General features: G+C 68.4%; 17 protein-coding genes and 2 pseudogenes. 12 read left to right on the top strand and 7 right to left on the bottom strand.

Annotated features, from left to right (window positions below; all coding sequences use genetic code 11):
- Positions 1-111 precede the first annotated feature (111 nt).
- Positions 112-1,074 (bottom strand): prolyl aminopeptidase, encoded by a 963-nt coding sequence (gene pip, locus ACIQCZ_RS35685; RefSeq protein WP_402289024.1) that lies wholly within the window; start codon positions 1,072-1,074, stop codon positions 112-114.
- Positions 1,075-1,266: 192 nt separating this feature from the next.
- Between pip and ACIQCZ_RS35690 the strand changes: the two genes are divergently transcribed.
- From ACIQCZ_RS35690 to ACIQCZ_RS35705, 4 genes are all read left to right on the top strand, one after another.
- Complete coding sequence (locus tag ACIQCZ_RS35690) at positions 1,267-2,754, top strand: IS1182 family transposase (protein WP_402289143.1); 1,488 nt, start codon at positions 1,267-1,269, stop codon at positions 2,752-2,754.
- Positions 2,755-3,065: 311 nt separating this feature from the next.
- Positions 3,066-3,287, top strand: a complete 222-nt coding sequence (locus ACIQCZ_RS35695; protein WP_402289026.1) for a hypothetical protein — start codon at positions 3,066-3,068, stop codon at positions 3,285-3,287.
- 68 nt (positions 3,288-3,355) lie between these two features.
- Positions 3,356-3,622, top strand: a complete 267-nt coding sequence (locus tag ACIQCZ_RS35700) for a hypothetical protein (protein ID WP_402289029.1) — start codon at positions 3,356-3,358, stop codon at positions 3,620-3,622.
- A gap of 22 nt (positions 3,623-3,644) precedes the next feature.
- The gene (locus tag ACIQCZ_RS35705; RefSeq protein ID WP_402289031.1) at positions 3,645-4,283 is read left to right on the top strand and encodes an SGNH/GDSL hydrolase family protein; all 639 of its coding nucleotides are present in this window, start codon (positions 3,645-3,647) and stop codon (positions 4,281-4,283) included.
- Between the two features lie 426 nt (positions 4,284-4,709).
- On the opposite strand, the gene ACIQCZ_RS35710 is transcribed toward ACIQCZ_RS35705, so the two are convergent.
- Complete coding sequence (locus tag ACIQCZ_RS35710) at positions 4,710-5,693, bottom strand: hypothetical protein (protein ID WP_402289034.1); 984 nt, start codon at positions 5,691-5,693, stop codon at positions 4,710-4,712.
- A 140-nt stretch (positions 5,694-5,833) separates the two neighbouring features.
- On the opposite strand from ACIQCZ_RS35710, the gene ACIQCZ_RS35715 reads away from it, so the two are divergent.
- Complete coding sequence (locus ACIQCZ_RS35715) at positions 5,834-6,082, top strand: DciA family protein (protein WP_402289036.1); 249 nt, start codon at positions 5,834-5,836, stop codon at positions 6,080-6,082.
- A 318-nt stretch (positions 6,083-6,400) separates the two neighbouring features.
- Positions 6,401-7,075, top strand: coding sequence for a DUF4232 domain-containing protein (locus ACIQCZ_RS35720; protein ID WP_402289038.1), 675 nt, complete (start codon positions 6,401-6,403; stop codon positions 7,073-7,075).
- Between the two features lie 24 nt (positions 7,076-7,099).
- Here ACIQCZ_RS35720 and ACIQCZ_RS35725 read toward each other — a convergent pair whose 3' ends face one another.
- The 4 genes from ACIQCZ_RS35725 to ACIQCZ_RS35740 all read right to left on the bottom strand — a co-directional run bounded on the left by ACIQCZ_RS35725 (position 7,100) and on the right by ACIQCZ_RS35740 (position 10,137).
- Entirely contained in the window at positions 7,100-7,324 is a 225-nt protein-coding gene (locus ACIQCZ_RS35725; RefSeq protein ID WP_402289040.1) for a hypothetical protein, read from the bottom strand.
- Between the two features lie 436 nt (positions 7,325-7,760).
- The gene (locus tag ACIQCZ_RS35730; RefSeq protein WP_402289042.1) at positions 7,761-8,606 is read right to left on the bottom strand and encodes an endo alpha-1,4 polygalactosaminidase; all 846 of its coding nucleotides are present in this window, start codon (positions 8,604-8,606) and stop codon (positions 7,761-7,763) included.
- Between the two features lie 507 nt (positions 8,607-9,113).
- On the bottom strand, positions 9,114-9,473 hold the full coding sequence (locus ACIQCZ_RS35735; RefSeq protein WP_402289044.1) for a DoxX family protein: 360 nt from the start codon (positions 9,471-9,473) through the stop codon (positions 9,114-9,116).
- Positions 9,474-9,642: 169 nt separating this feature from the next.
- Entirely contained in the window at positions 9,643-10,137 is a 495-nt protein-coding gene (locus tag ACIQCZ_RS35740; protein ID WP_402289046.1) for a cupin domain-containing protein, read from the bottom strand.
- A gap of 81 nt (positions 10,138-10,218) precedes the next feature.
- Between ACIQCZ_RS35740 and ACIQCZ_RS35745 the strand changes: the two genes are divergently transcribed.
- On the top strand, positions 10,219-11,070 hold the full coding sequence (locus tag ACIQCZ_RS35745) for a LysR family transcriptional regulator (RefSeq protein WP_402289048.1): 852 nt from the start codon (positions 10,219-10,221) through the stop codon (positions 11,068-11,070).
- Between the two features lie 784 nt (positions 11,071-11,854).
- Here the strand turns inward: ACIQCZ_RS35745 and ACIQCZ_RS35750 are convergent.
- A complete protein-coding gene (locus ACIQCZ_RS35750) occupies positions 11,855-12,508 on the bottom strand; it encodes a TetR/AcrR family transcriptional regulator (protein WP_402289050.1) in 654 nt (217 codons plus the stop codon).
- A 378-nt stretch (positions 12,509-12,886) separates the two neighbouring features.
- On the opposite strand from ACIQCZ_RS35750, the gene ACIQCZ_RS35755 reads away from it, so the two are divergent.
- From ACIQCZ_RS35755 to ACIQCZ_RS35775, 5 genes and pseudogenes are all read left to right on the top strand, one after another.
- Positions 12,887-13,285 (top strand): VOC family protein, encoded by a 399-nt coding sequence (locus tag ACIQCZ_RS35755; RefSeq protein ID WP_402289053.1) that lies wholly within the window; start codon positions 12,887-12,889, stop codon positions 13,283-13,285.
- A 111-nt stretch (positions 13,286-13,396) separates the two neighbouring features.
- Complete coding sequence (locus ACIQCZ_RS35760; protein ID WP_402289055.1) at positions 13,397-14,278, top strand: GNAT family N-acetyltransferase; 882 nt, start codon at positions 13,397-13,399, stop codon at positions 14,276-14,278.
- A gap of 207 nt (positions 14,279-14,485) precedes the next feature.
- Positions 14,486-14,832: pseudogene (locus ACIQCZ_RS35765) on the top strand (transposase); the annotation flags it as partial.
- Positions 14,833-14,994: 162 nt separating this feature from the next.
- A pseudogene (locus tag ACIQCZ_RS35770) lies at positions 14,995-15,203 on the top strand (transposase); the annotation flags it as partial.
- 217 nt (positions 15,204-15,420) lie between these two features.
- Positions 15,421-19,803 carry a S8 family serine peptidase gene (locus ACIQCZ_RS35775; RefSeq protein WP_402289058.1) on the top strand — a complete coding sequence of 1,461 codons (4,383 nt, stop codon included), beginning with the start codon at positions 15,421-15,423 and terminating at the stop codon, positions 19,801-19,803.
- The last annotated feature ends 81 nt before the right edge of the window (positions 19,804-19,884 follow it).

Consider the following 19,884-nt stretch of genomic DNA (forward strand, 5'->3'; position numbering starts at 1 on the left):
GTCCCCACCCGGCTGCCTCTTGCGAATTCTGACACAAACCGCGCGATGCGGGCGTGCGTCTTCAGTCGGTACGGCACCCAGTACTGACGACGCTCAGGCTGCTCACTGCCGTCACCGCCCGTCGAATCGCTCCAGCACAGCACGCACGTGCCTGTTCATGGCGGCACTGCCCTTGTGCCCGGCGTCGTCGAAGACCACCAGTTCCGCGCCTGGCCAGGCCCGCGCGAATTCCCAGGCGGCACCGAGCGGGCAGCTCAGATCGTGCCGGCCATGGATGATCACACCGGGGATCGCGGCCAGGCGCCCGGCACCTCGCAGCAGCGCGCCGTCTTCCAGCCATCCGTCGTTGGTGGCGTAATGGGCGCAGATCCGCGCGAACGCCTGCACGGCGTCCGAGGCGTGGTCGCTGTAGGGGGCTGGTTTGCCATTGGGCTCCAAGGAGAGGACGGCGTCCTCCCAGGCTGCCCAGTTGAGGGCCGCCTGCGCCCGCACCGCCGCGTCAGGGTCTTCCAAGAGCTTCACATAGGCAGCGACCATGTCACCATCGCGCTCGCCTTCGGGCACACCGTTCCTGAACCGCTCCCACGCCTCGGGAAAGAGCCGCGCGACCCCTCCGCGGTACAGCCAGTCCACCTCCGAACGGCCCATCATCCAAAACGCGGGAAGCACCATCTCCGACACTCGTTCCGGATGCCGTTCGGCGTAGGCGACGGACAGCGCCGAGCCCCACGACCCGCCGAAGAGCAGCCACTGTTCAACCCCCAGGTGCGCACGCAACTGCTCCATGTCGCGAAGGAGCAGCTCAGTTGTGTTGAGACGCATGTTCGTCGCAGGATCGCTCGCATGCGGCGTGCTGCGTCCGCAGCCCCGCTGGTCGAACAGGATGATCCGGTAGCGCTCGGGGTCGAATGCCTTGGGAGTGCCGGACGGACTCCCGCCCCCGGGTCCGCCGTGGACGATGAGCGCGGGCTTGCCGTCTGGATTGCCGCGCACCTCCCAGTACACGAGATTGCCATCGCCAGTGTCCAACATGCCGCGGTCATGAGCTTCGGTCGAGGTGAAGGCAACAGGCATGCAAGAGCTCCTACTTCGGCGATACGGTTGTCCTGGACGGTACATGCCTCCCCGCCGCCGCCAAGGCGGGCTAACCGACAGCCCATCAGCTTGGTCGCATTCTGTTAGCACTCCTTATACCCGCCCGCACGGGGTGGGCTGTGGCGCGACGAGGACTTCGCCGACTGGTACCCGCGTGACGGGCGACCGGGCCTGTCGCCCGCCCAGCTGGCCACCGTCTGCGTGCTGCAGTTCCTGCTCGGCCTGTCGGACCGGCAGGCCGCCGAGGCGGTCCGCTGCCGCATCGACTTCAAGTACGCCATGGCCATGGAGCTGGGTGACCCCGGCTTCCACCACAGCGTGCTGATCGACTTCCGCAACCGCCTCACCGAGGCCGACCGGGCCGACCGCCTCCTCGACCTCGCCCTGGCCCGCCCCAAGGAAGCCGGCCTCGTGGGCGAACGCACCACGCAGCGCACCGACTCCACCCACGTCCTGGCCGCCGTCCGCGACCTGACCCGCCTGGAACTGATCACTGAAGCGGTACGTGCCGTGCTGGAAGAGGTCGCCGGCACCGCCGGGCACCTGCTGGACGGCCTGGCAGACGAGGAGCGGGGGCACCGCTACGGCCGGCCGGTCCGCCTGGGCAAGAACCCCACCAGGCCCAGGACCAGGATCCTCGCCACCGGCGACGACGCTGTCCGGCTCCTGGAACACCTCTACCAGCACGGGACAGGCCGGGCGTCCGGCCCCCGCGTCCAGGCCCTGCGCCAGATCATGGTGCAGAACTACTACCGCGACGCCGCGGGCCGCCTGCTCTGGCGCACCGACGAGGACGGCGGACCGGGGCTGCCGTCCTCGTCCCGGGCGATCGTCTCGCCCTACGACACCTCGGCCCGCTACGCACGGCACGGACACATCATCAGCTGGAGGGGATTCTCCGCTCATCTGACCGAGACCTGTGCCCCGGACGCCCCCAACGTGATCACGGACGTGGCGACCACCGCGGCCACCACTCACGACAGCCGGGTCCTGCCCGGCATTCACACCCGCCTGCGCCAGCGCGGTCTGCTGCCCGCCGAGCACCTGGTGGACAGCGGCTACACCTCCCTGGTCCACCTGGAACAAGCCGCCCGGGACCACCAGGTCACCGTCACCGGTCCCCTGCCGGGAAACCCCACCCGGCAACATCGCCGCGCCGACGGCTTCGCCCGCGACGACTTCCACATCGACTACGACCGCCAGCAGGTCACCTGCCCCCAGGGACAGGTGAGCCGGGGCCGGCACGGCCCATACCCGACGTCCTCACCCACCGCGGCCCCGCTGATCGTGGCGAAATTCACCAAGGGCCAGTGTCAGCCCTGCCCCGCCCGCACCCAGTGCACCACCTCACGGGAAAGCGTCCGCACCGTGGGTTTTCCCCCACGCGAACTCCGAGACGTGCAACTTCGCGTCCGCGCCGAGCAACAGACCCCCGAGTGGAAGATCCGATACGCCGTGCGCTCCGGAGTGGAAGGCACGGTCAATGAGCTCGCCCACGGCCATGGCATGCGACGCTGCCGTTACCGAGGCCGGAGCAAAGCCCACGTCCAGCACGTCCTGACCGCGATCGCCGTCAACATCGAACGCCTCAGCGGACTACCGTCGGCCGAAGGAGGCCCCCCCGCCCCGACAGCCGACGGCCTTCCAGAACTACCTTGACCAGCACAAGATCCCCCGGCTCACCTCCTGGCGAACCCTCGGCAGATGAACTCCACACCTCCAAGATCCCCGACAGAGTCAAGCTAGAACGAACAGCGGCTCCCCGGCCCCGTTCCAGACGCGGTGCCGTTCACCCGCTGCGGATCGACCGACTTCCCCTGCGCCGGAGCATCGGTTCGGTCTGGAAGCGCAGGACCGCGAACGAGGCCCAGGCCCCTCCACCGCATCAGGCAACCGCCTGACGCCGAACTCGTCGAGCACCAACACCCTCAAGCACCGCCGCAGTACCCGACAGCCGAAGGGAAACGACCGTGAACAAAGCCATCAACACCCCCTCCAGCTCCGAAGGTTCGGCCCCGCACACAGTTGCATGGGTTCGCACCTGGGGCGCCTCCCCGCAGGCACCGGACAACTCCGTCAGCTGCATCGAGCCCTTCGAGAACGCGACGCTGCGGCAGATCGTCCGCATCACAGGCGGCGGACACCGCATCCGCATCCGCGCGTCAGCAACGAGTACGGAACCGCACCGCTGACCATCGGCGCCGCCCATGTCGCCATCACGGACACCGACGACGGAATCCAGCACGGAAGCGATCACGCGGTGACCTTCAGCGGCCGGCCGAGCACCACCGTGCCGGCGGGGGCGCCGATCCTCAGTGACCCCATCGATCTGCGGACCGCCGCGCTGTCTCGGCTGACCATCAGCCTCTACCTGCCTGACCGAGTCGACACCGCAACCTGCCACGGGACCTTCCACACGCTCGGCTGGCTCATCCCCGGCGACGCGACCGCCCTCGTGCCGCTGCCCGCGGGCGCCGCCCCCTTACCGGCACAAGCCCTGATCACGGCCGTGGAAGTACAGCCCTGAGACACCGACCCGGGCCATCGCCGTGATCGGCGACTCCCGCGTCGATGGCATGGGAACCACCCCCGGTACCGACCGACGCTGGACGGACGGGCTCGCCGAACGTCTGGCAGCCCGCGGCGGACAGGCGCTCTGTGTGGTCAGCCAGGGCATCAACGGCAACCGCATGCTCACCGACGGCATCGGCGCCGCCGCCCTCGCCCGCTTCGACCGCGACATCCTCGCCACGCCCGGCCTCGGCCACGTGGTGATCGCCGTGGGCAACGACCTCATCTTCTCCTTCGCCCCACGCACCGAGGAGACCGCCGGATTCCTCTCGATGTTCCCCGGCTCACCCGTCGGCGTCGACGACATCATCGCCGCCCACCTCCAGCTGGCGGCACGCGCCCGCGCGCACGGCGTGAAGGTCTACGCCGCGACCATCGCCCCCTACGGCAGCTCGGAAATGTACTCAGCCGAGGGTGACAAGGCGCGCGAGCAGGTCAACTCATGGATCCGCACGAGCGACACCTTCGACGGTGTACTCGACTTTGACGCAGTTTGGCGCGACCCCGTCGATCCCAGCCGCATCCGCAGCGACCTGCACACGGGCGACAACCTCCACGGCAGTGACGCGGGCTATGCCGCCCTCGCAGAATCCATCGACCTCTCCCTCTTCGACTGACCTCTGACCGAGGCGGCTTCCGAGCGACCTCGCGGCAGAAGGAGCGTCCTCCCGGACGCACCCGACAACGCCGCGGCGTTCGGCACATGCGGTGATCGCACACGCCGAACGCCGTGGCGGACCGTCAGGAGCCGCCCGGTCAATCGTGCTGTATGAAGGTCGCCATCGCCGGGCCATACGGACTCGGCGGTGCCACGAGCACGGGACGGGGCGGAGCGGTCTGCTTGCTGTGGCCCCGGCCCTTGTGTGGACGGTGGACGGTGACGGCCTCAGCGGGGTCTGCCTCGTTCACGTCGGCATGCCCTCTCGGTGGTGGTCTGGGCTACTCGTCGCTGGTGTCGTCTCCTGATACCGAGCCCGCGCCCGGACCGGGCCGACGTGGGGCGGCGGCCGGCACCACCGCCCGCCATCACCGCCCCGCCCCCGTCACTTGTCCGGTGTGCCTGCCCCCGCGACGGCCCCAGCCAGTTCGGGCTGTGCGACAGGTGCGCCGTCGTCGAGCGTGATGCGTACCGTGTGCTGGGTTCCTCTGTCGACGGTGTCGAGCTCGTTGGCGAACCGGTCGTACGCGGTGGCCGCCAGGGCCCAGTCGGCGGTGAGGAACTCGGCCTCGTCCCGGGTGTCCCACAGGGCGATCAGGAGAGCGATCAGCGACCGCCCGGACAGAGCGACGCGTACGCGCCCGTCCTTGATGTCATCGACGTTGGGCGGGGTACGGAAGTGCGTCTGGTTGGTGCTCAGGCCGGTGAGGTACTCCCATGTGTCGCGGTGGCACACGAGCTCCGCCAGAGCGACACCGGCCGCCTTCATCAGCCGGACACCGTGCTGCACCTCCGGCGCGAGCCCCTCGGCGGAGGGCTGCTCCTGGTGGCGGTCCTGCGGCGGGATCAACGGGCCGGACTGCGCGGCGGGTGCCGCGCCGCGGTACGCGGCTGCCGCCGCCCGCTTCAGCGCCTCCTGGCCGTTTCCGGTCTCGGGGCCGGCCCCGGCGGGACGGATGGCGGAGGCGTGAGGGACCGGTCTGGGCTCGCTGTGGTTCATGGGCTCCTCTTCGGATTCGGCAGGTGCGTCGGTGTCAGACAGGGGGCGGGTCTCGGCCGCCGGTGCGGCGGTGTTCTCCGGCGGGGGAGAAGGCGCGGCAAGCAGTGCCTGGGCGAGCTCTGTGCGGACTGTTGACACGTCTTGCCGTGCCTCGGCGACGTCCGAGATCAGTTGCTCCTGGCGGCGGCGCAGCTCCCGGTTCTCCTCGCGCAGCCCGGAGGCGCCTGCCTGGACGGTCTCCAGGATCTTCAGGTACTGCTGGCGTATCGCTTCCTGCCCGTCCGTCACAGGCTTCAGCCGGCTCCCCAGCTGTTCGGCCAGCTCCTTCTGAAGCTCTTGCAGGGCATTCTCGAAGCGCGCTTTCCGCATGTATCCGTCCGATCACCTTCTGTTGATGACGGTCGGATCCTCCCCACCCCGCAGGTCCGGTAATGCGATGATTTCCGGCCGCTCGTACCCGGTCCCGGAACGCGTCGTGCGGGAATCAGAGGAGTCTGCACCGGGCCGCCATGGCACCCGAGCTGGCCGGGCACGTCGCGGTCGTCGGCTTCGGCCTGGACTCCGGCCGGCTCACCGTGTGCCCGGAGTCGTCGGCGTGGGCGACGAAGGCCCGCCTGGAGCAGACCCGGGTCATCGAGATCGCCAACAAGGCAGCGGGCCGCATCTCGTTCGCGCCCTGCGGATCCTGCCGCCCGGCGCCGTACCCGTACCCGAGCCGGTCGACGTTGCTCTGGTGGCCCCGACCCACGTCGCCGTGAGCCCGGTGAGGACGCGGGAGATGGCATCGCCCGGCTTTCAGCAGGCGCTCGCCGCTCACCGGGCCACCCGGACGGACCGGCACATCGACCAGGGCATCGCGGAAGCAGTCGGGCAGCAGGCCTGCGCGATGCGCGAGCCGAGTCGGCGCGCGTTCCCGGCGGGCCAGGCCGGTGACCGTGCGGTGACGCCCGTCTTGGCGGACCGCCCGGTCAATGCGCCTGTGACAGAACGAAGACGTCGCGGAGGACCGCCCGTGACTCCGTGCGAGATACAAATACTTCCGACCACACGCACCGCGCTACTCCCGGGGGAACACCATGAAGTACACCCGTATCACTGCTCTCGCTGCCATCGGCGTCGCCGCCACCCTCTCGCTCACCGCCTGTGGCAGCGACAGCTCCGGGAAGGACTCGTCCTCCAAGGGCTCCTCGTCCTCGTCCTCGTCGTCCTCGTCCTCGGACAGTGGCTCGAAGTCTGAGGACAGCTCGGGCTCCGGCGGATCGGGGGCCGGAAACGCGAAGTCGGGCTCCGGTGAGGGCACCAAGGCAGAGACAGCCGCGAACGGCGCGACGACGACCGGCGGCAAGGTCACGTTCTGCAAGACGGAGGACCTGGCCATCGACGCCAGGGACGCCGCACCCGACAAGGACTCCGGCAGGATCGACATCACCATGATCAACCGGGGTTCGACCACCTGCTCGGCGACGGGCTTCGCGGGCGTCGACATCAAGGACGCCGACCACACCTCGAACCCCATCGAGCGCGGCCACGCCCAGCCGCGTATCACCACCCTGAAGCCCGGCGACGCCGCTGTCTTCAACCTCGCCTACGACATCGACACCACCGGCGGCAGCCTCGCGTCCCCGACCAACATCCTGGTGACGCCCCCGAACGAGACCCACACCGTGAACCTGAAGTGGCCCGCGGGCGCGGGGGAGATCAAGGGCGCCTACACCGACGTCGAGGTCTACCCCACGCACACGACCAAGTAGGGGTGGTGCCCGCGGCCAGCCCTGTCAGGAACTGTGGATCGAGGGCCATGCGCGGGGTCCGACTTTGGTGCCGTTGTGACCACGCATCAGGACGGGCCGCGACAGCGCCGGCTGATCGACAATGGTGAAGACGCCGACGACGCAGGCTGCGCGGGAGACGTCCCGCAGGCGGCGCTCGCCGGCGCCGTTCCCGCGCTGGTCGACCGCGACGATCCGATACCGGGAGCTCGAGCGCCGTGCCAGCAGCATCCTGCGGAGCGGCCTCGGTCTCAGGGGAAAGAACGACGGCTGAGCTCGTGTGTCGCAGCGGTCTGCCGCTCCACCAACCAGTCCCGCGCCGTGCCGACGCCGTGACCTGCGTCCCCTCATCGACTCCGCCCGACAGGCAGTAACCCATGGCCGCGGTTCCGTCCCGGAGGCGCACGGCCAGAAACGGCAGTAGCCCCCGGTCCGGGACCGGTTGGTCCAGGCACCGGCCCCGGGTGAACCTGGAAGGGGGAGCAGTGCACCGGTACGGGCGCGACGAGATCCTCGGCCCGGCGCACTCCGACCACAATCTCGTCGTGGTCCTGGAATCGGCGGGGACTGCCGACCCGGAGACGGTCCTGGACGACCCTCCTTGGGTGGGGCGGCGGGGAGGCCACGCACACGAATGGACCGAAGTATGCAAGGCCGGCCAAATGCGTCAGCAGCGCTCGAAGACGTAGGCCTTCTTCGTCGGGGACACCAGGTTGCGGTCGCGCAGGATCGTCATCGCTGGGCGACTCTTCAGCGCGCACACCGAGGACCACTTCCGTCCGATGTTGTCCGAGTACTCGATGTCGATTACGTGCTTGCCGTACGCCTTCGTGTACGCGTCGCACTCCTGATACTTGACGCACTCCTCGGCGACGACGAAGTCGAATCCGGTGCTCTTCCGGCCGGAGGTACCAAGTTGAGGGGTGTTCTTCTGTCCGGCGGCGAGCCCGTCGCGGTGCGCGATCCGCACGAGCGACTTCGCCAGTGCGAGGTTCCCGGACCGTGTCAATGCCCCGTGCGACCGGGTCCACGAGTCGAGATTGTCGAATTCCACGGCGTCGAACCCGCGGTCGGCGCAACGGGCGATCGACTTCGTCAACACCTTCGCGATCGTGGCGCGCTTCGCTGTGGTCGTGGTGTCGAGGAGCATTTCATCCGGCCAGCCCGGGTCGGACACAGGGTTACCGTCGGAATCCCTCAGGATCGCGGCCGGGTACTTCGACTTCCACAGGCCAGCGTCTTCTGGCTGGGTCTGGAACCCGTTGACGTAGCAGATGTTGTACTTGCCCTCCGCCGGGTGCGCAGTGCTGTCCCGCTCCACGATCGTCACCCCGGCGGGCGGTGTGTACGGCTGGCCGAGCTGGTAATCCGGCACCCCCGAGACGGGCAGGTTCGTATGTTGGATGTTGGAATCGTCAGAGCCGGATGTGGCACTCTCAGCGGCACATCCGGCGATGCTGGGCACCGCTACGAGTGATACCGCCACGGTCAGCAAGAAGGTATGGGTTCGCACGTCAGTAAGCCTCGCATGTCTGACCCCGCGCCCGAACACGCCATGGGTTCCGGGGGATCGGCCACGACATCCCCGCGGCCCGGCTATGGAGTCGCGCTGTCCAGCGACGGTCCGACTCCGGTCACGTCGCGGCCGGCTCCGGAACTTCGAGCGCGCCGGCGACCTTTTGAGCCATCGCGGCCACCTCCGGCGGGAACCGGCCTTGGGCGGCCTCGTGGGCGCCTCCTGCTCCGAGGGCAGCGGCACGACGCCGGTCGCCTCCAGGAGCGCGCTGCCCGCCCGTCAGCTTCTGTCAGACGTTGTGCTCGCGTTGTCGCTGTAGCCATCACCCGATGTACGTCCCATGCGCGGTCAACCCGGGTGGCTCTGTTCACGAGTTGCGACAGCAGATGTACGCCTCACCGAGCAGCGCGTGGATGGCGGCGTGTTCGATGTTCATGAGAAATGACAGCGGCCGTGGGGCGGCTGGCCCCGGATTTGCATCCTCCGGTCGAGGACTGTGCTCGATCACAGCCTGGTGGCCAGCCAGATGGTCATGGCCGCGGTGGCGGTGAGCCCGACGTTGAGTGCGATCCGGCGGTCTTCGCCGGTCAGGTGGACGGCGATCGCACCAGTCTGCAGGAGGACGAAGCCGGTGGCTGCGGCCGGTGCCAGCGAGGGCGCGATGCCGGTCAGCGGTGGCAGGACCAGGCCGGTCGCGCCGAGTATTTCGACCGTCCCCAGCGCCCTGAGGGCGGGCAAGGGTATGCGGTCGACCCAGGCCATCATCGGCCGGAGTTGATCGCGGCTGCGGATCACCTTCAGCGTGCCTGCGTAGAAGTAGAAGAGGGCGAGCAGTCCCGCGACGATCCAATAGGCGATGTTCATGGTTCCCGTTCATGGGCCACCGGTTCACGGGGCCCTCGATTGCGTCGATGGCCAGAAGAGCCCTGGAGAAGGCATGGTCCGTCGTCCGAGGGTCGGACCCGCCGGAGGACGGGAGTGGCACGGCCCCGCGGTCGAAAGGAGGGCGGCCGGGCCGTTCCATTCGTCGACTTCAGGCGAGGCCGGTGGCGGGCTCGGTCGCGTAGCGGCTCATCGCGTCGATGTTGGCCTGTCGCGTCAGCGGCCGGCCGTCGGCGAGCACCTCCTGGAGGTCTCGGAAGTACTGCACGTACAGGTCGGGGGTGAATGTGCTGAGCATGACGGCAGGCTGGTCGGTCGGGTTGGCGAAGGTGTGAGGGGTACCGGGCGGAACCATCACGAGCGTGCCCGTGGTGGCGTCGTAGTCCTTGTCCCCGACGGTGAACCGCACGGTGCCGGAGAGGATGTAGAAGCCTTCGTCGTGTTGGGCGTGGCGGTGCTGCGGCGGTCCCTGGGTGTGCGGGGCGAGGACGGACTCGGCGATCGCGAGGCGGTGCCCGGTGTGGCTGCCGTCCTCCAGAACGCGCATGCGCGTGGTGCCCAGAACGATCGTCTCGCCGTCGCCGGGACCCACCACCGATACGGCGGGGTCGGCCTGCGGCTCGCTGGTCTTCGCTTCTTCGGTCATGCTCACGAGTACACCGCCGGGATCCCGCCAGTGTCCAAGACCCATCCCGCAGCGCCGATACCCCACGGGTATCGTTGCAGCGTGGAGCTACGGACCTTGCGCTACTTCGTGGCGGTCGCCGAGGAACTCCACTTCGGCCGGGCCGCCACCCGACTGCACATGAGTCAGCCGCCGCTGAGCCGGGCGATCAAGCAGTTGGAGGCCGATGTCGGGGCCCTGCTCTTCACTCGCTCGCCCAGCGGCGTCACGCTCACTTCGATGGGCACGGTGCTGCTCGACGAGGCGCGGGCCCTACTCGACCACGCCGACCGCGTCCGTGTACGCGTGAGCGCGGCGGCCGGCGTCGCGACCATCGCTGTCGGCATCCTGGGCGATGGCACCGACCCGGGAGTGTCCAGGCTGGCCGCCGCCTACCGCCGAAGCCACCCCGGCATCGACATCCGCATCCGCGACACCGACCTGACCGACCCGACATGCGGGTTGCGCGCCGGGCTGGTCGACATCGCCCTGACCCGGGCGCCGTTCGACGAGACTGCCCTGACGGTGCGTGCGCTGCGAACCGATCCGGTCGGCGTGGTCCTGCGCGCCGACGATCCGCTGGCCCGCCGCGACCGGCTGCGGCTGGCCGAGCTGAGTGACCGCCGCTGGTTCCAGTTCCCGCAGGGCACCGACCCCATCTGGCAGTCGTACTGGAACGGCGGCCGGCCGCGCGAGGGCCCAGTGGTGCGCGCCGTCCAGGAATGCCTGCAGGCCGTGCTGTGGAACGGCACGGTCGGCCTGGCCCCGCTCGGACACGACCTGCCCGCAGAGCTGGCCGCGGTACCGCTGATCGACATGGCGCCGAGCCGAGTGGTCGCGGTGTGGAACGAAGGTGACACCAACCCGTTGATCCGACCCTTCGTCGAGATCGCGACAGCCGCGTACCGCCACTGAGCACCGGGAACCGGCGCTGCCGCATCCCGTGAACAATTCGAACGCCGCGGCCCTCGGAACTGCCTCGCAAAGCGGTGAACATCTGCCTTCTCGCGTACAGAGCCACCCCGGGCTCCACGTACGCGAGCACGCTCTCCTCCACGAGCGAGCCCTTCCCCGTGACGGGCGGGCGGACGGCTTTACGTTCATCCCGGGTCCGGAAGCTCGCAACCAGGCGGGAGCGCCGTTACCCAGGGGGACCGTGGACGTCCCGACGTTGATCCTTTGGGGGCGGCGGGCGGTCTGCTGCGCGGTGCCTTGGACTTGTACACCCGATTCGTCTCTTGGCAGGCCGACCACCGGACTCCGCGGGGCCTGCAGCGACGACTTTCCGAGCCCCACAGGCCTTCGTCTGCGGCCTGCCACGGTTGGGTCAACTCCTGTGTCAGACAGCTCAGATGACGCCGGGAGATCCGGGTGAAGGGCCGATTCGTGAGGACCGCGCAGCCGGCTCAGGTCGCTGTTCGCCCCGCCCTTGTTCGCCGAATTCGACATCACGGGTTGTCCCCGCGATGACAGTGATCCCACATGTCACCGCGGGGCTACGGCCAGTTGTGGAACAAGGTAGCTGTACTCCTCGCCGCCGAGCCGGCCGTCACCATTTCCGACGCCTGTGCATCACTCAGGGCCGCGCTGGCCACAGCCCCACGCGCTCTGGCTCAGCTGCGAGAAGATCTCGGCAAACGTTCCCAGAACTCACCTGCACAACCAGGCATCCTCACACCGTCCGCGGAGCCGGGGGTGTTCAGGCGACGGCGTAGTGGGTGAGCGCCGCTTCGAGCATGTCGAAGGCACTGTTCCCCTCCGCGGTGATGGTTTCGGTGATCTCGTGCTCGGGGTGTCCGGCCAGGGTGAGGTCCTGGATGCGCTGGAACAGGATGCGGTGGACGGTGCCGAGCAGTCCGGCGGCGGTCCGGGCGGTGATGTCGTCCGGCGGTGCGTCGGTGGCTGTGGCAAGAGCTTGGGCCAAGGCGCTCTCTCGTTGGTCGTGCAGGCCGCGCAGGCAGGCCGTGAGGGTGGGGCTGTCGGCGATCATGCGGGCGAAGGCAGGGCCGGAGAACCCGGAGACCGGGTCGGCGGCCGCGGCGGCGGCGGCGAAGGCGCGGCGCAGTGCCGCCAGGGCGGACTCGCCAGGCCGTCGAGCGGTCACCGTGTGCGCCAGGGAGGCGATGAACGCGTCCTGGTGGTCCAGGGCCAGGTCCTCCTTGCGCGCGAAGTAATTGGTCACCGTCTTCTTGGCGACCCGTGCGGCGGTGGCGATCTCGGCGATGGTGGTCTGCTCGAAGCCCTGGGCGATGAACAGGCGGGTGGCATGGTCGGAGATGAGCTGCCGGGTCTCCTGTTTCTTGGATTCCCGCAGGCCGGCAGGTTGCGCGGACGATGTGCTGTCGGTAGCCATGAGGCAATCTTACCTCCGTTGTATTTTTATGTTGACACTCGTGAGATCTGCAGGATAATTTTATCTCTGTCGTAAATTTGCGACGACGGAACGAAGAGGAGAGCCCATGCTCGAACTCAACCGCACCGCGGTATCCGCCCCCACCATCGACCTCGGCGAGGTCCTGGCCGGGGGCGACGGCCGCAGCGCCGCGCCGCCGTGACGGGCGGCTGCTCGCCCAGATGGCCGCCGCCCGCGCCCGGCGTATCACCCCGCCCGTCCGCAGCCTGCCGCGCCGCGGCGGCTACTGACCCGCACCCGCAACGGCACCGACGGCCACGCCCGACCGCCTCGCCGACCGGCGGCGACAGGCTCACCGAACCAATGAGGAGAACCGTCTTGCAGATCACCGCGTCCACCGTCTCGCTCACCGTCGACGACGTCGCCGCGTCCCAGCGGTTCTTCACCACCCACCTCGGCTACGTCGAGCAGGCGGCTGCTGATGGATTCGCCTCCCTGTCGCGCGACGACGCCGCGGTGGACATCGTCCTGCTTCGGCGCGGCATCGAGGTACTGCCAGCCGACCAGCGCGACCAGCGCGCCTCCGGCCTGATCCTTGCCTTCACCAGCACCAGCATCGAGACCGAAGAGAAGCGGCTGCGCGCCGAGGGTGTCGAGATCACCATGCCGCTGCGCGAGGAGCCCTGGGGCGAACGCCTCTTCCAGGTCACCGACCCCAACGGCGTGATCGTCCAGTTCGTCGAGTGGGTCGCCCCGTCCGGACCCGAGAACGCCTGACAGCCCCACCAGGTCAGGTCGCCCCGGGCCCTGACCCGGCAACGCACGGCCCGGACTGTATGCGACATTCCGCAACCACGACACCTTCCCCCTCTCTACGACGGAGACACCTTGCCCGTTCGCATCACTGCGCTGACCGATCCCGACCGCGGCCTGTCCAGCCACCGCCTGGCGTGGCTGGCATCGGACACCGATGGAATCCCCGTCGGGTCGGCATTCCTGCGTCTCTTCACCAGGGCCGGGCAGGAGCACCTCGCTGAATTGGATCTCCACGTCCATCCGGCCGAGCGGCGCAACCGCACCGGCTCCCGGCTCCTGGAAGCGGCCGTCGCCGCCGCACGCCAGGACGGCCGGCGCTGTGTCATCACCCAGGCCGAGGCCGGCTCCGCAGGCGACCGGTTCCTGACGGCCCGGGGCTTCCGCAGGGTCATGACCCTGACTTTCACCCGGCTGCCGTTGGCCGAGGCGGACATCACTGCTCTCGCCGAGATCACCGAACAGCCACATCCCGGCTATCGGCTGGCGTCATGGGAGGGTACGGTCCCTGACGGCCTCGCCGAAACATTTGTCGCGTCGCGCCGCGCCATGGACGACATGCCGATGGGCAGCACCGACTTCGGCACGGTGACCTGGGACCTGGCCCAGGTCCGGGCCGCAGCGGCGGTCATCGAAAAGCGTGGCGACCTGTTGCACACCGTTGTTGCCATCGACGAGTCGGACGGCTCGATCGCCGGGTTCACCGAACTCGTCGTCCCCGGCGACGGCAAGGGTGATGGCCAGCACTACGGCACCGGTGTCCTGCCCGAGCACCGCGGGCACGGCCTCGGCCGCTGGATGAAGGCCGCCTCGATCCGACAGGCGCACGAGCGACACCCGGACCTTGGCGGCCTGCTCACCGACACCGCCGACAACAACCCGTACATGCGGCACATCAACGACGCGCTCGGCTACGCGCCAATGCGCACGACATTTGAGTACCAACTCGATCTCTAGGAACGACGGGGGCCGGGCCATCGTCCTGACCCGGCCCCCACAATCGCGACTTCTCCTGGCTTCCGCGTCGTGCCTGCCTGGACTCCCTCTCGGCTCGCCCGAGAAAACCGTGGACTACGCCTTCGGCCCCTACCTTGGCGACCCCATGCCCTGACCAACACTCCTCCACGGACTTCTGCGGAGACTGTAAATCGTTCGGTGTAACTCCTGAATGACGTCCTCATGCTCGTCTGTGACGGAGTCAAGGGGCTTACCGAAGCGGTCGAGACCGTCTGGCCGCGAGCGACCGTCCAGACGTGCGCGGGTCACCTGCTGCGGAACTCCTTCCGCTATGCCGCCCGCCAGGCCTGGGACAAGATCGCGTGTTTCCTCAAGCCCGTCCATACGGCGGCGACCGAGGAAGCCGCACCGGAGCGGTTGGCTGATTTCGCCGATGCCCGGGGCAGGAAGTATCCGGCGATCGTCCGGCTCTGGGAGAACGCCTGGAGGAGTTCACTCCGTTCCTCAGCTTCGACACCGAGATCCATCGCATCGTCTGTACGACGAACGCGATCTAGTGCCTCTCCCGGCAAGCTTTGCCCCGTCGCGCCGTCCAGCACGCACGCTCGCGGCGTTGGCCAAAAGTCCTGGTAGCTCCGCTACAAGGACTTCCGGCCGCCTTGCGATCGCACGCACTGGACGACACTCCTCACGGGGCAAAAACTGCCGGTCACGGCACTAGTCTGTGAACGCCAGGATCCGCCGGGCGGTCAAGGACCGCGGGCACTTCCCGAACGAGACCGCCGCCTTGAAGCGCGTCTACATGGCCATCAAGTCCCCGGACCCCACCGGCAGGGGCCAGGCCCGCTGGACCATGCGCTGGAAGACCGCACTCAACGCCTTCGACGTCACCTTCGACGGCCGCCTCTCCGCAGCCCGTCAGTAGGCCCAACCACCCTGGTTGCACAGCTCGTTCGGCAGACCCGAGCGTGGCGGCATTCCGCCATGGCCCACATCCGCCCCACTCGGTCCGTTGATCCTGCCCGGACCCGACTGTGAGATTGGCCAGGCGGCTCAGGTGTTCTCGTGTCTGCGGGCTTGGCCGCACGGTGATGTTTCACTCCTTGGTTAGGAGCACGATGAAACGAGGAAGACGAACAGGTGTGATTGCCGCGGCGTCGGCCGTGTTGATTGCCGCGGCGCTGACTGGGCCTGCGGCCGCAGCCGCCAACCCGACCAGCCCGACTGGCTCCGAGAGTGCCGGCGCGAGCAAGGCCGAACCCGCTGATCCCGACGGGCCACAGGGGCCGGGTCGGTCGCCCGTTGCCGGGCTCGACGACCGGGCCGGGCTCGACGACCCGGATTCGATCTACAGGGCGGGGAAGACAGACGGGTTCCAGCCGCTGACCGACGATTCGCTGTCGGATACTGCGGCCGAGAAGCTGGGCAACGCCGACACCAGGCTGCTGCAGCAGGCGCAGGCGTCGAAGAAGAAGTCTGTCACCGTGTTGATGCTGGCCCGGAAGGGCGCGACTGAGGACGTCGTCGCCGCGGTGGAGAAGGCCGGCGGGACCGTCGGTTCGGTGACCGGAAAGGTCGGCTACATCCGGGCGACCGTCCCGACCGACAGCGTGACCACCTTGGCCGGCCTTCGGTCGGTCGCGGCGATCGACCTGAACCGGACATACAAGATCCCGGGCCCGGATCTGGGCGCCGCGGGTGCGAGGACGGCCGCAACGAAGGCCGCGAGGCCGACCGCGCCCGGCGCGGACACGCCCGCCGACAACCCGTACCTGCCGATCAACGAGACCGGCGCCGAGGCCTTCGTCAAGGACAACCCGGCCTGGGACGGGCGCGGCACGGTCGTCGGCGTGCTGGACACCGGCATCGACGTCGAGCATCCCGCGCTACAGACGACCAGCGACGGCAAACCCAAGATTGTCGATTGGGTAACCGAGACCGATCCGGTCACCGACCGCGACGGCAGCTGGGTGCGGATGTCCACCACCAAGACGGGGCCGACGTTCAGCTACCTGGGCAAGACCTGGACGATCCCGGAGGGCACGTTCCAATTCGGCGTGTTCTACGAGAGTGCGACGGCCGGGAGCGACTTCGAGGGCGACCTCAACCGGGACGGCGACACCCTGGACTTCTACGGGGTTCTGTACGACCCGACCACACACAGGATCTGGGTCGACGGCAACAACAACCAGGACCTCACCGACGAGACACCGATGGCCCCGTTCGCGGTCGACCGCCAGGTCGGCCACTTCGGGAGCGACGACCCCGCAACACCGCAGAACGAGCGCATCCCGTTCGTCGTCGAGTACCGCGACAACGTCGATCTCTCCCCGCTCGGCGGCAGCAACGTCGGCAAGACCGCGAACTACGTGTCTGTCGGGTTGCCGGTCGCCTCGCACGGCACCCATGTGGCGGGGATCACCGCCGGCACGTCGATGTTCGGCGGCCGGATGCACGGCGCCGCACCGGGCGCGCAGATCGTGTCCGCCCGCGCCTGCACTTGGGGCGGTGGCTGCACCCAGGCGGCACTGACCGAGGGCATGATCGACCTGGTCACCAATCGCCATGTCGACGTCGTCAACCTGTCCATCGGTGGGCTTCCCGCGTTGAACGACGGCTCCGACGTGATCGCCGCGCTCTACGACAAGCTGATCGACAACTACGGCGTCCAGATCGTCATCGCCGCCGGCAACGACGGCCTCGGCACCAACACCGTCAGCTCGCCGTCCGTGGCGGGCAAGGCCATCTCGGTCTCCGCGTCCGTCAGCTCCGGCACATGGTGGGCCGACTACGGGTCGAAGGTCGCCACCAAGCAGGGCATCTTCGGCTTCTCCTCCCGCGGCCCCGCTGAGAACGGGGCGATGGCGCCGCAGGTGTCCGCGCCCGGCGCCGCCATCTCCTCGATCCCGATGTGGCTGTCCGGTGAAGCCGTCCCCGAGGCCGGGTATTCGCTGCCGGCCGGGTACGGCATGGCCAACGGCACCTCCATGGCGGCCCCGCAGGTCGCCGGAGCGACGGCGCTGCTGCTGTCGGCCGCCAAGGCCCGTTCGCTGACGGTCAACCCGGCGGCGCTGAAGACCGCCCTGACCGGCACCGCCGACCCGATCCCCGGCGTCCCAACCGTCGCGCAGGGCGCCGGCATCATCGACACCGCCGCGGCCTGGAAGCAGCTCAGCGCCGGCATCAGCACCAATGAACTCACCGTGTCGGCTCCCGTTTGCAGTTCGCTGTCCGGCCTGCTCGCGACCCCGAACACCGGCGTCGGCATCTACAACCGTTGTCTGCCAACGGAAGGCGGCCAGGTGACCGGTGCGCAGAAGACCTACAAGGTCAGCGTCACCCGGACCAGCGGTGCCGCCGGGAACGTCATGCACCGGATCGGTTGGATCGGCAACGACGGCACGTTCAGCGCCCGCGCGGCAATGCCCCTGCAGCTCGGAAAGGCGGCCGATATCACGGTCACCGCGACCGCGACGACCTCCGGCGTGCACAGCGCGATCCTGACCATTGATGACCCGGCGACGGGCGGCATCGACCGGTTCGTCGCCGTCACCGTGCTGGCGACCAAGCCGCTGGCCAAACCCGACTACGCGGTCACCAGCTCCGGCACGCTCGGCCGAACCGGAACCACCTCGCTGCTGGTACCCGTTCCCGAGGGCGTCGAAGCACTGCAACTGACCCTGGGCGGCCTCGCCGACGGCAGCCAGGTCCGCGCATTGCCCATCGACCCCGACGGCATGCCCGCAGAATCCAACGCCAGTTACCACTGCTACACCAACTACACCGACCCGACGGACTGCAACGCCACCGCACGACCGGTGTACCGACCCAAACCCGGCATCTGGGAGTTCGTGATCGAGTCTCGCAGGACGTCCCCGGTCGAACAGAACCCGTACACAGCGACGGTTTCACTGCAGGGCATGTCGTTCGATCCGGGGACCGTCACAGTCGACAAGGTGACGATGAACTCGCCGACGAATGTCGGCTCGACGGGGACGAACACCTTTGGCCCCGCGATCGCCCATGTCGCAACTGGCGAGATCGGCGATGTCCGCAATCTGTTCTCGACGGTCTCGCAAGGCGAAATCACGTCCAACATGCTCTATGTTCCGCGTCGGACGACCCGGCTCGACGTGACGCTGACGCCCAGAGACGCCGCCGATCTGGACTTCTATGTGTACTTCAACGGCAAGCCGACAGGCCAGAGCACCACGACCGGGAACTCGCCCGAGCACATCGTCATCGATGATCCACAGCCGGGTACGTACTTCGTCGTGGTCGCGGGAGTCGCCGTGCCCGGAGACAACGTCACGTTCGACTACCACCAAGAGATGTACTCGAAGGGCCTCGGCACGATCACGCCGAAATCCGACGCGAAGTACACCGTTGCCACAGGCCAGTCGATGCCGGTCGACGGGGCAATGATCGTCGGCGCTCGGCAGTTGACCAAGGATCCCATGGTCGGCCGGGTCCGAGTGGCCAACGAGCACGGCACGATCATCGGGGCGGCGGACGTCACGATCGCCACTGTCGATGTCCCCGAACTCGATCTGGTCGCGTGGGCCCCGCCATTCGTCGGCGCGGCTCTCAATGAGAGCGGCGTAGTCGCGGGGGATCGCCAGTACAACTCCAGGATGACGCCGACCAGCTGGACGGCCGCCGACGGCTTCACCAACCTGGATCTCGCCGGGGGCAGGTACGGATCGGCTCTGGACCTGAATGACGGCCAGATCGCCGTCGGTATCGCGACGGACAGCGCATTGCGCACTCTTCCCGCCCAATGGGCCAAGGACGGATCGCTCACCGTGCTCGGCGTCCCGGATTGGCGGCCCTATTCCAGCGGCTATGCGACCGCCGTGAACAACAAGGAGGTGGTCACCGGATTTTCCGAAGCAATCGTCAAGGAGTCTGACGGCAAGAACCACAGCTACAGTGACGGGTTCGTACGGACGCCGGATGGGACGTTCAGCAAGCTGGCCCACCTGTCCTCGGATCTGACGGGAACCCAGCCGCGCGCCATCAACGATGCCGGAACGATCGTCGGTGCCTCGCACACCGATGGCCATGTGCCGCACGCGGTCACCTGGGAAGCGACGTCAGGTCATATTCAGGATCTCGGCACGCTTCCGGGACAGTATTCGGCCCAGGCGAACGATGTGAACGCCTCCGGGACCATCGTGGGGACCAGCGGGGACGACGCGTTCGTGTGGACCAAGGCCGGCGGAATGCGGCGCCTTGCCGACTACGGATACAACGCGACCGGCGAGAAGGTCACCGACGACGGGTGGATCCTCGGAACTGTCGAACTTTTCCCGGACGTCGCGGTGTCGGCGATGTGGGACCCGCAGGGACGGCTCTGGGATCTGTCCGGCATGGTGCCGCTCTCTGCCGGTGATCGATTCACGCCGACCTACAGCTTCGACATCAACGATCAGCACCAGCTGATGGTCTACGGCGAGGGCGGCCCGAACGCCGCCTGGTCCAGCTCGGTGATGCTGAGGATCCCGGCAGGTCTGGGCAACTAGTGCCTCTCCCGGCAAGCTTTGCCCCGTCGCGCCGTCCAGCACGCACGCTCGCGGCGTCGGCCAAAAGTCCTGGTAGCTCCG

The organism is Streptomyces sp. NPDC093149 (genome assembly GCF_044754145.1).
In the GTDB taxonomy this organism is placed as follows: Bacteria; Actinomycetota; Actinomycetes; order Streptomycetales; family Streptomycetaceae; genus Streptomyces.

Excerpts from the sequence above, each read along its gene's own strand:
- ACIQCZ_RS35740 (WP_402289046.1), bottom strand. The coding sequence starts at position 10,137 with ATGACCGAAGAAGCGAAGACCAGCGAGCCGCAGGCCGACCCCGCCGTA.
- pip (WP_402289024.1), bottom strand. The coding sequence starts at position 1,074 with ATGCCTGTTGCCTTCACCTCGACCGAAGCTCATGACCGCGGCATGTTG.
- ACIQCZ_RS35720 (WP_402289038.1), top strand. The coding sequence starts at position 6,401 with ATGAAGTACACCCGTATCACTGCTCTCGCTGCCATCGGCGTCGCCGCC.
- ACIQCZ_RS35710 (WP_402289034.1), bottom strand. The coding sequence starts at position 5,693 with ATGCGGAAAGCGCGCTTCGAGAATGCCCTGCAAGAGCTTCAGAAGGAG.
- ACIQCZ_RS35735 (WP_402289044.1), bottom strand. The coding sequence starts at position 9,473 with ATGAACATCGCCTATTGGATCGTCGCGGGACTGCTCGCCCTCTTCTAC.
- ACIQCZ_RS35715 (WP_402289036.1), top strand. The coding sequence starts at position 5,834 with ATGGCACCCGAGCTGGCCGGGCACGTCGCGGTCGTCGGCTTCGGCCTG.
- ACIQCZ_RS35750 (WP_402289050.1), bottom strand. The coding sequence starts at position 12,508 with ATGGCTACCGACAGCACATCGTCCGCGCAACCTGCCGGCCTGCGGGAA.
- ACIQCZ_RS35725 (WP_402289040.1), bottom strand. The coding sequence starts at position 7,324 with ATGCTGCTGGCACGGCGCTCGAGCTCCCGGTATCGGATCGTCGCGGTC.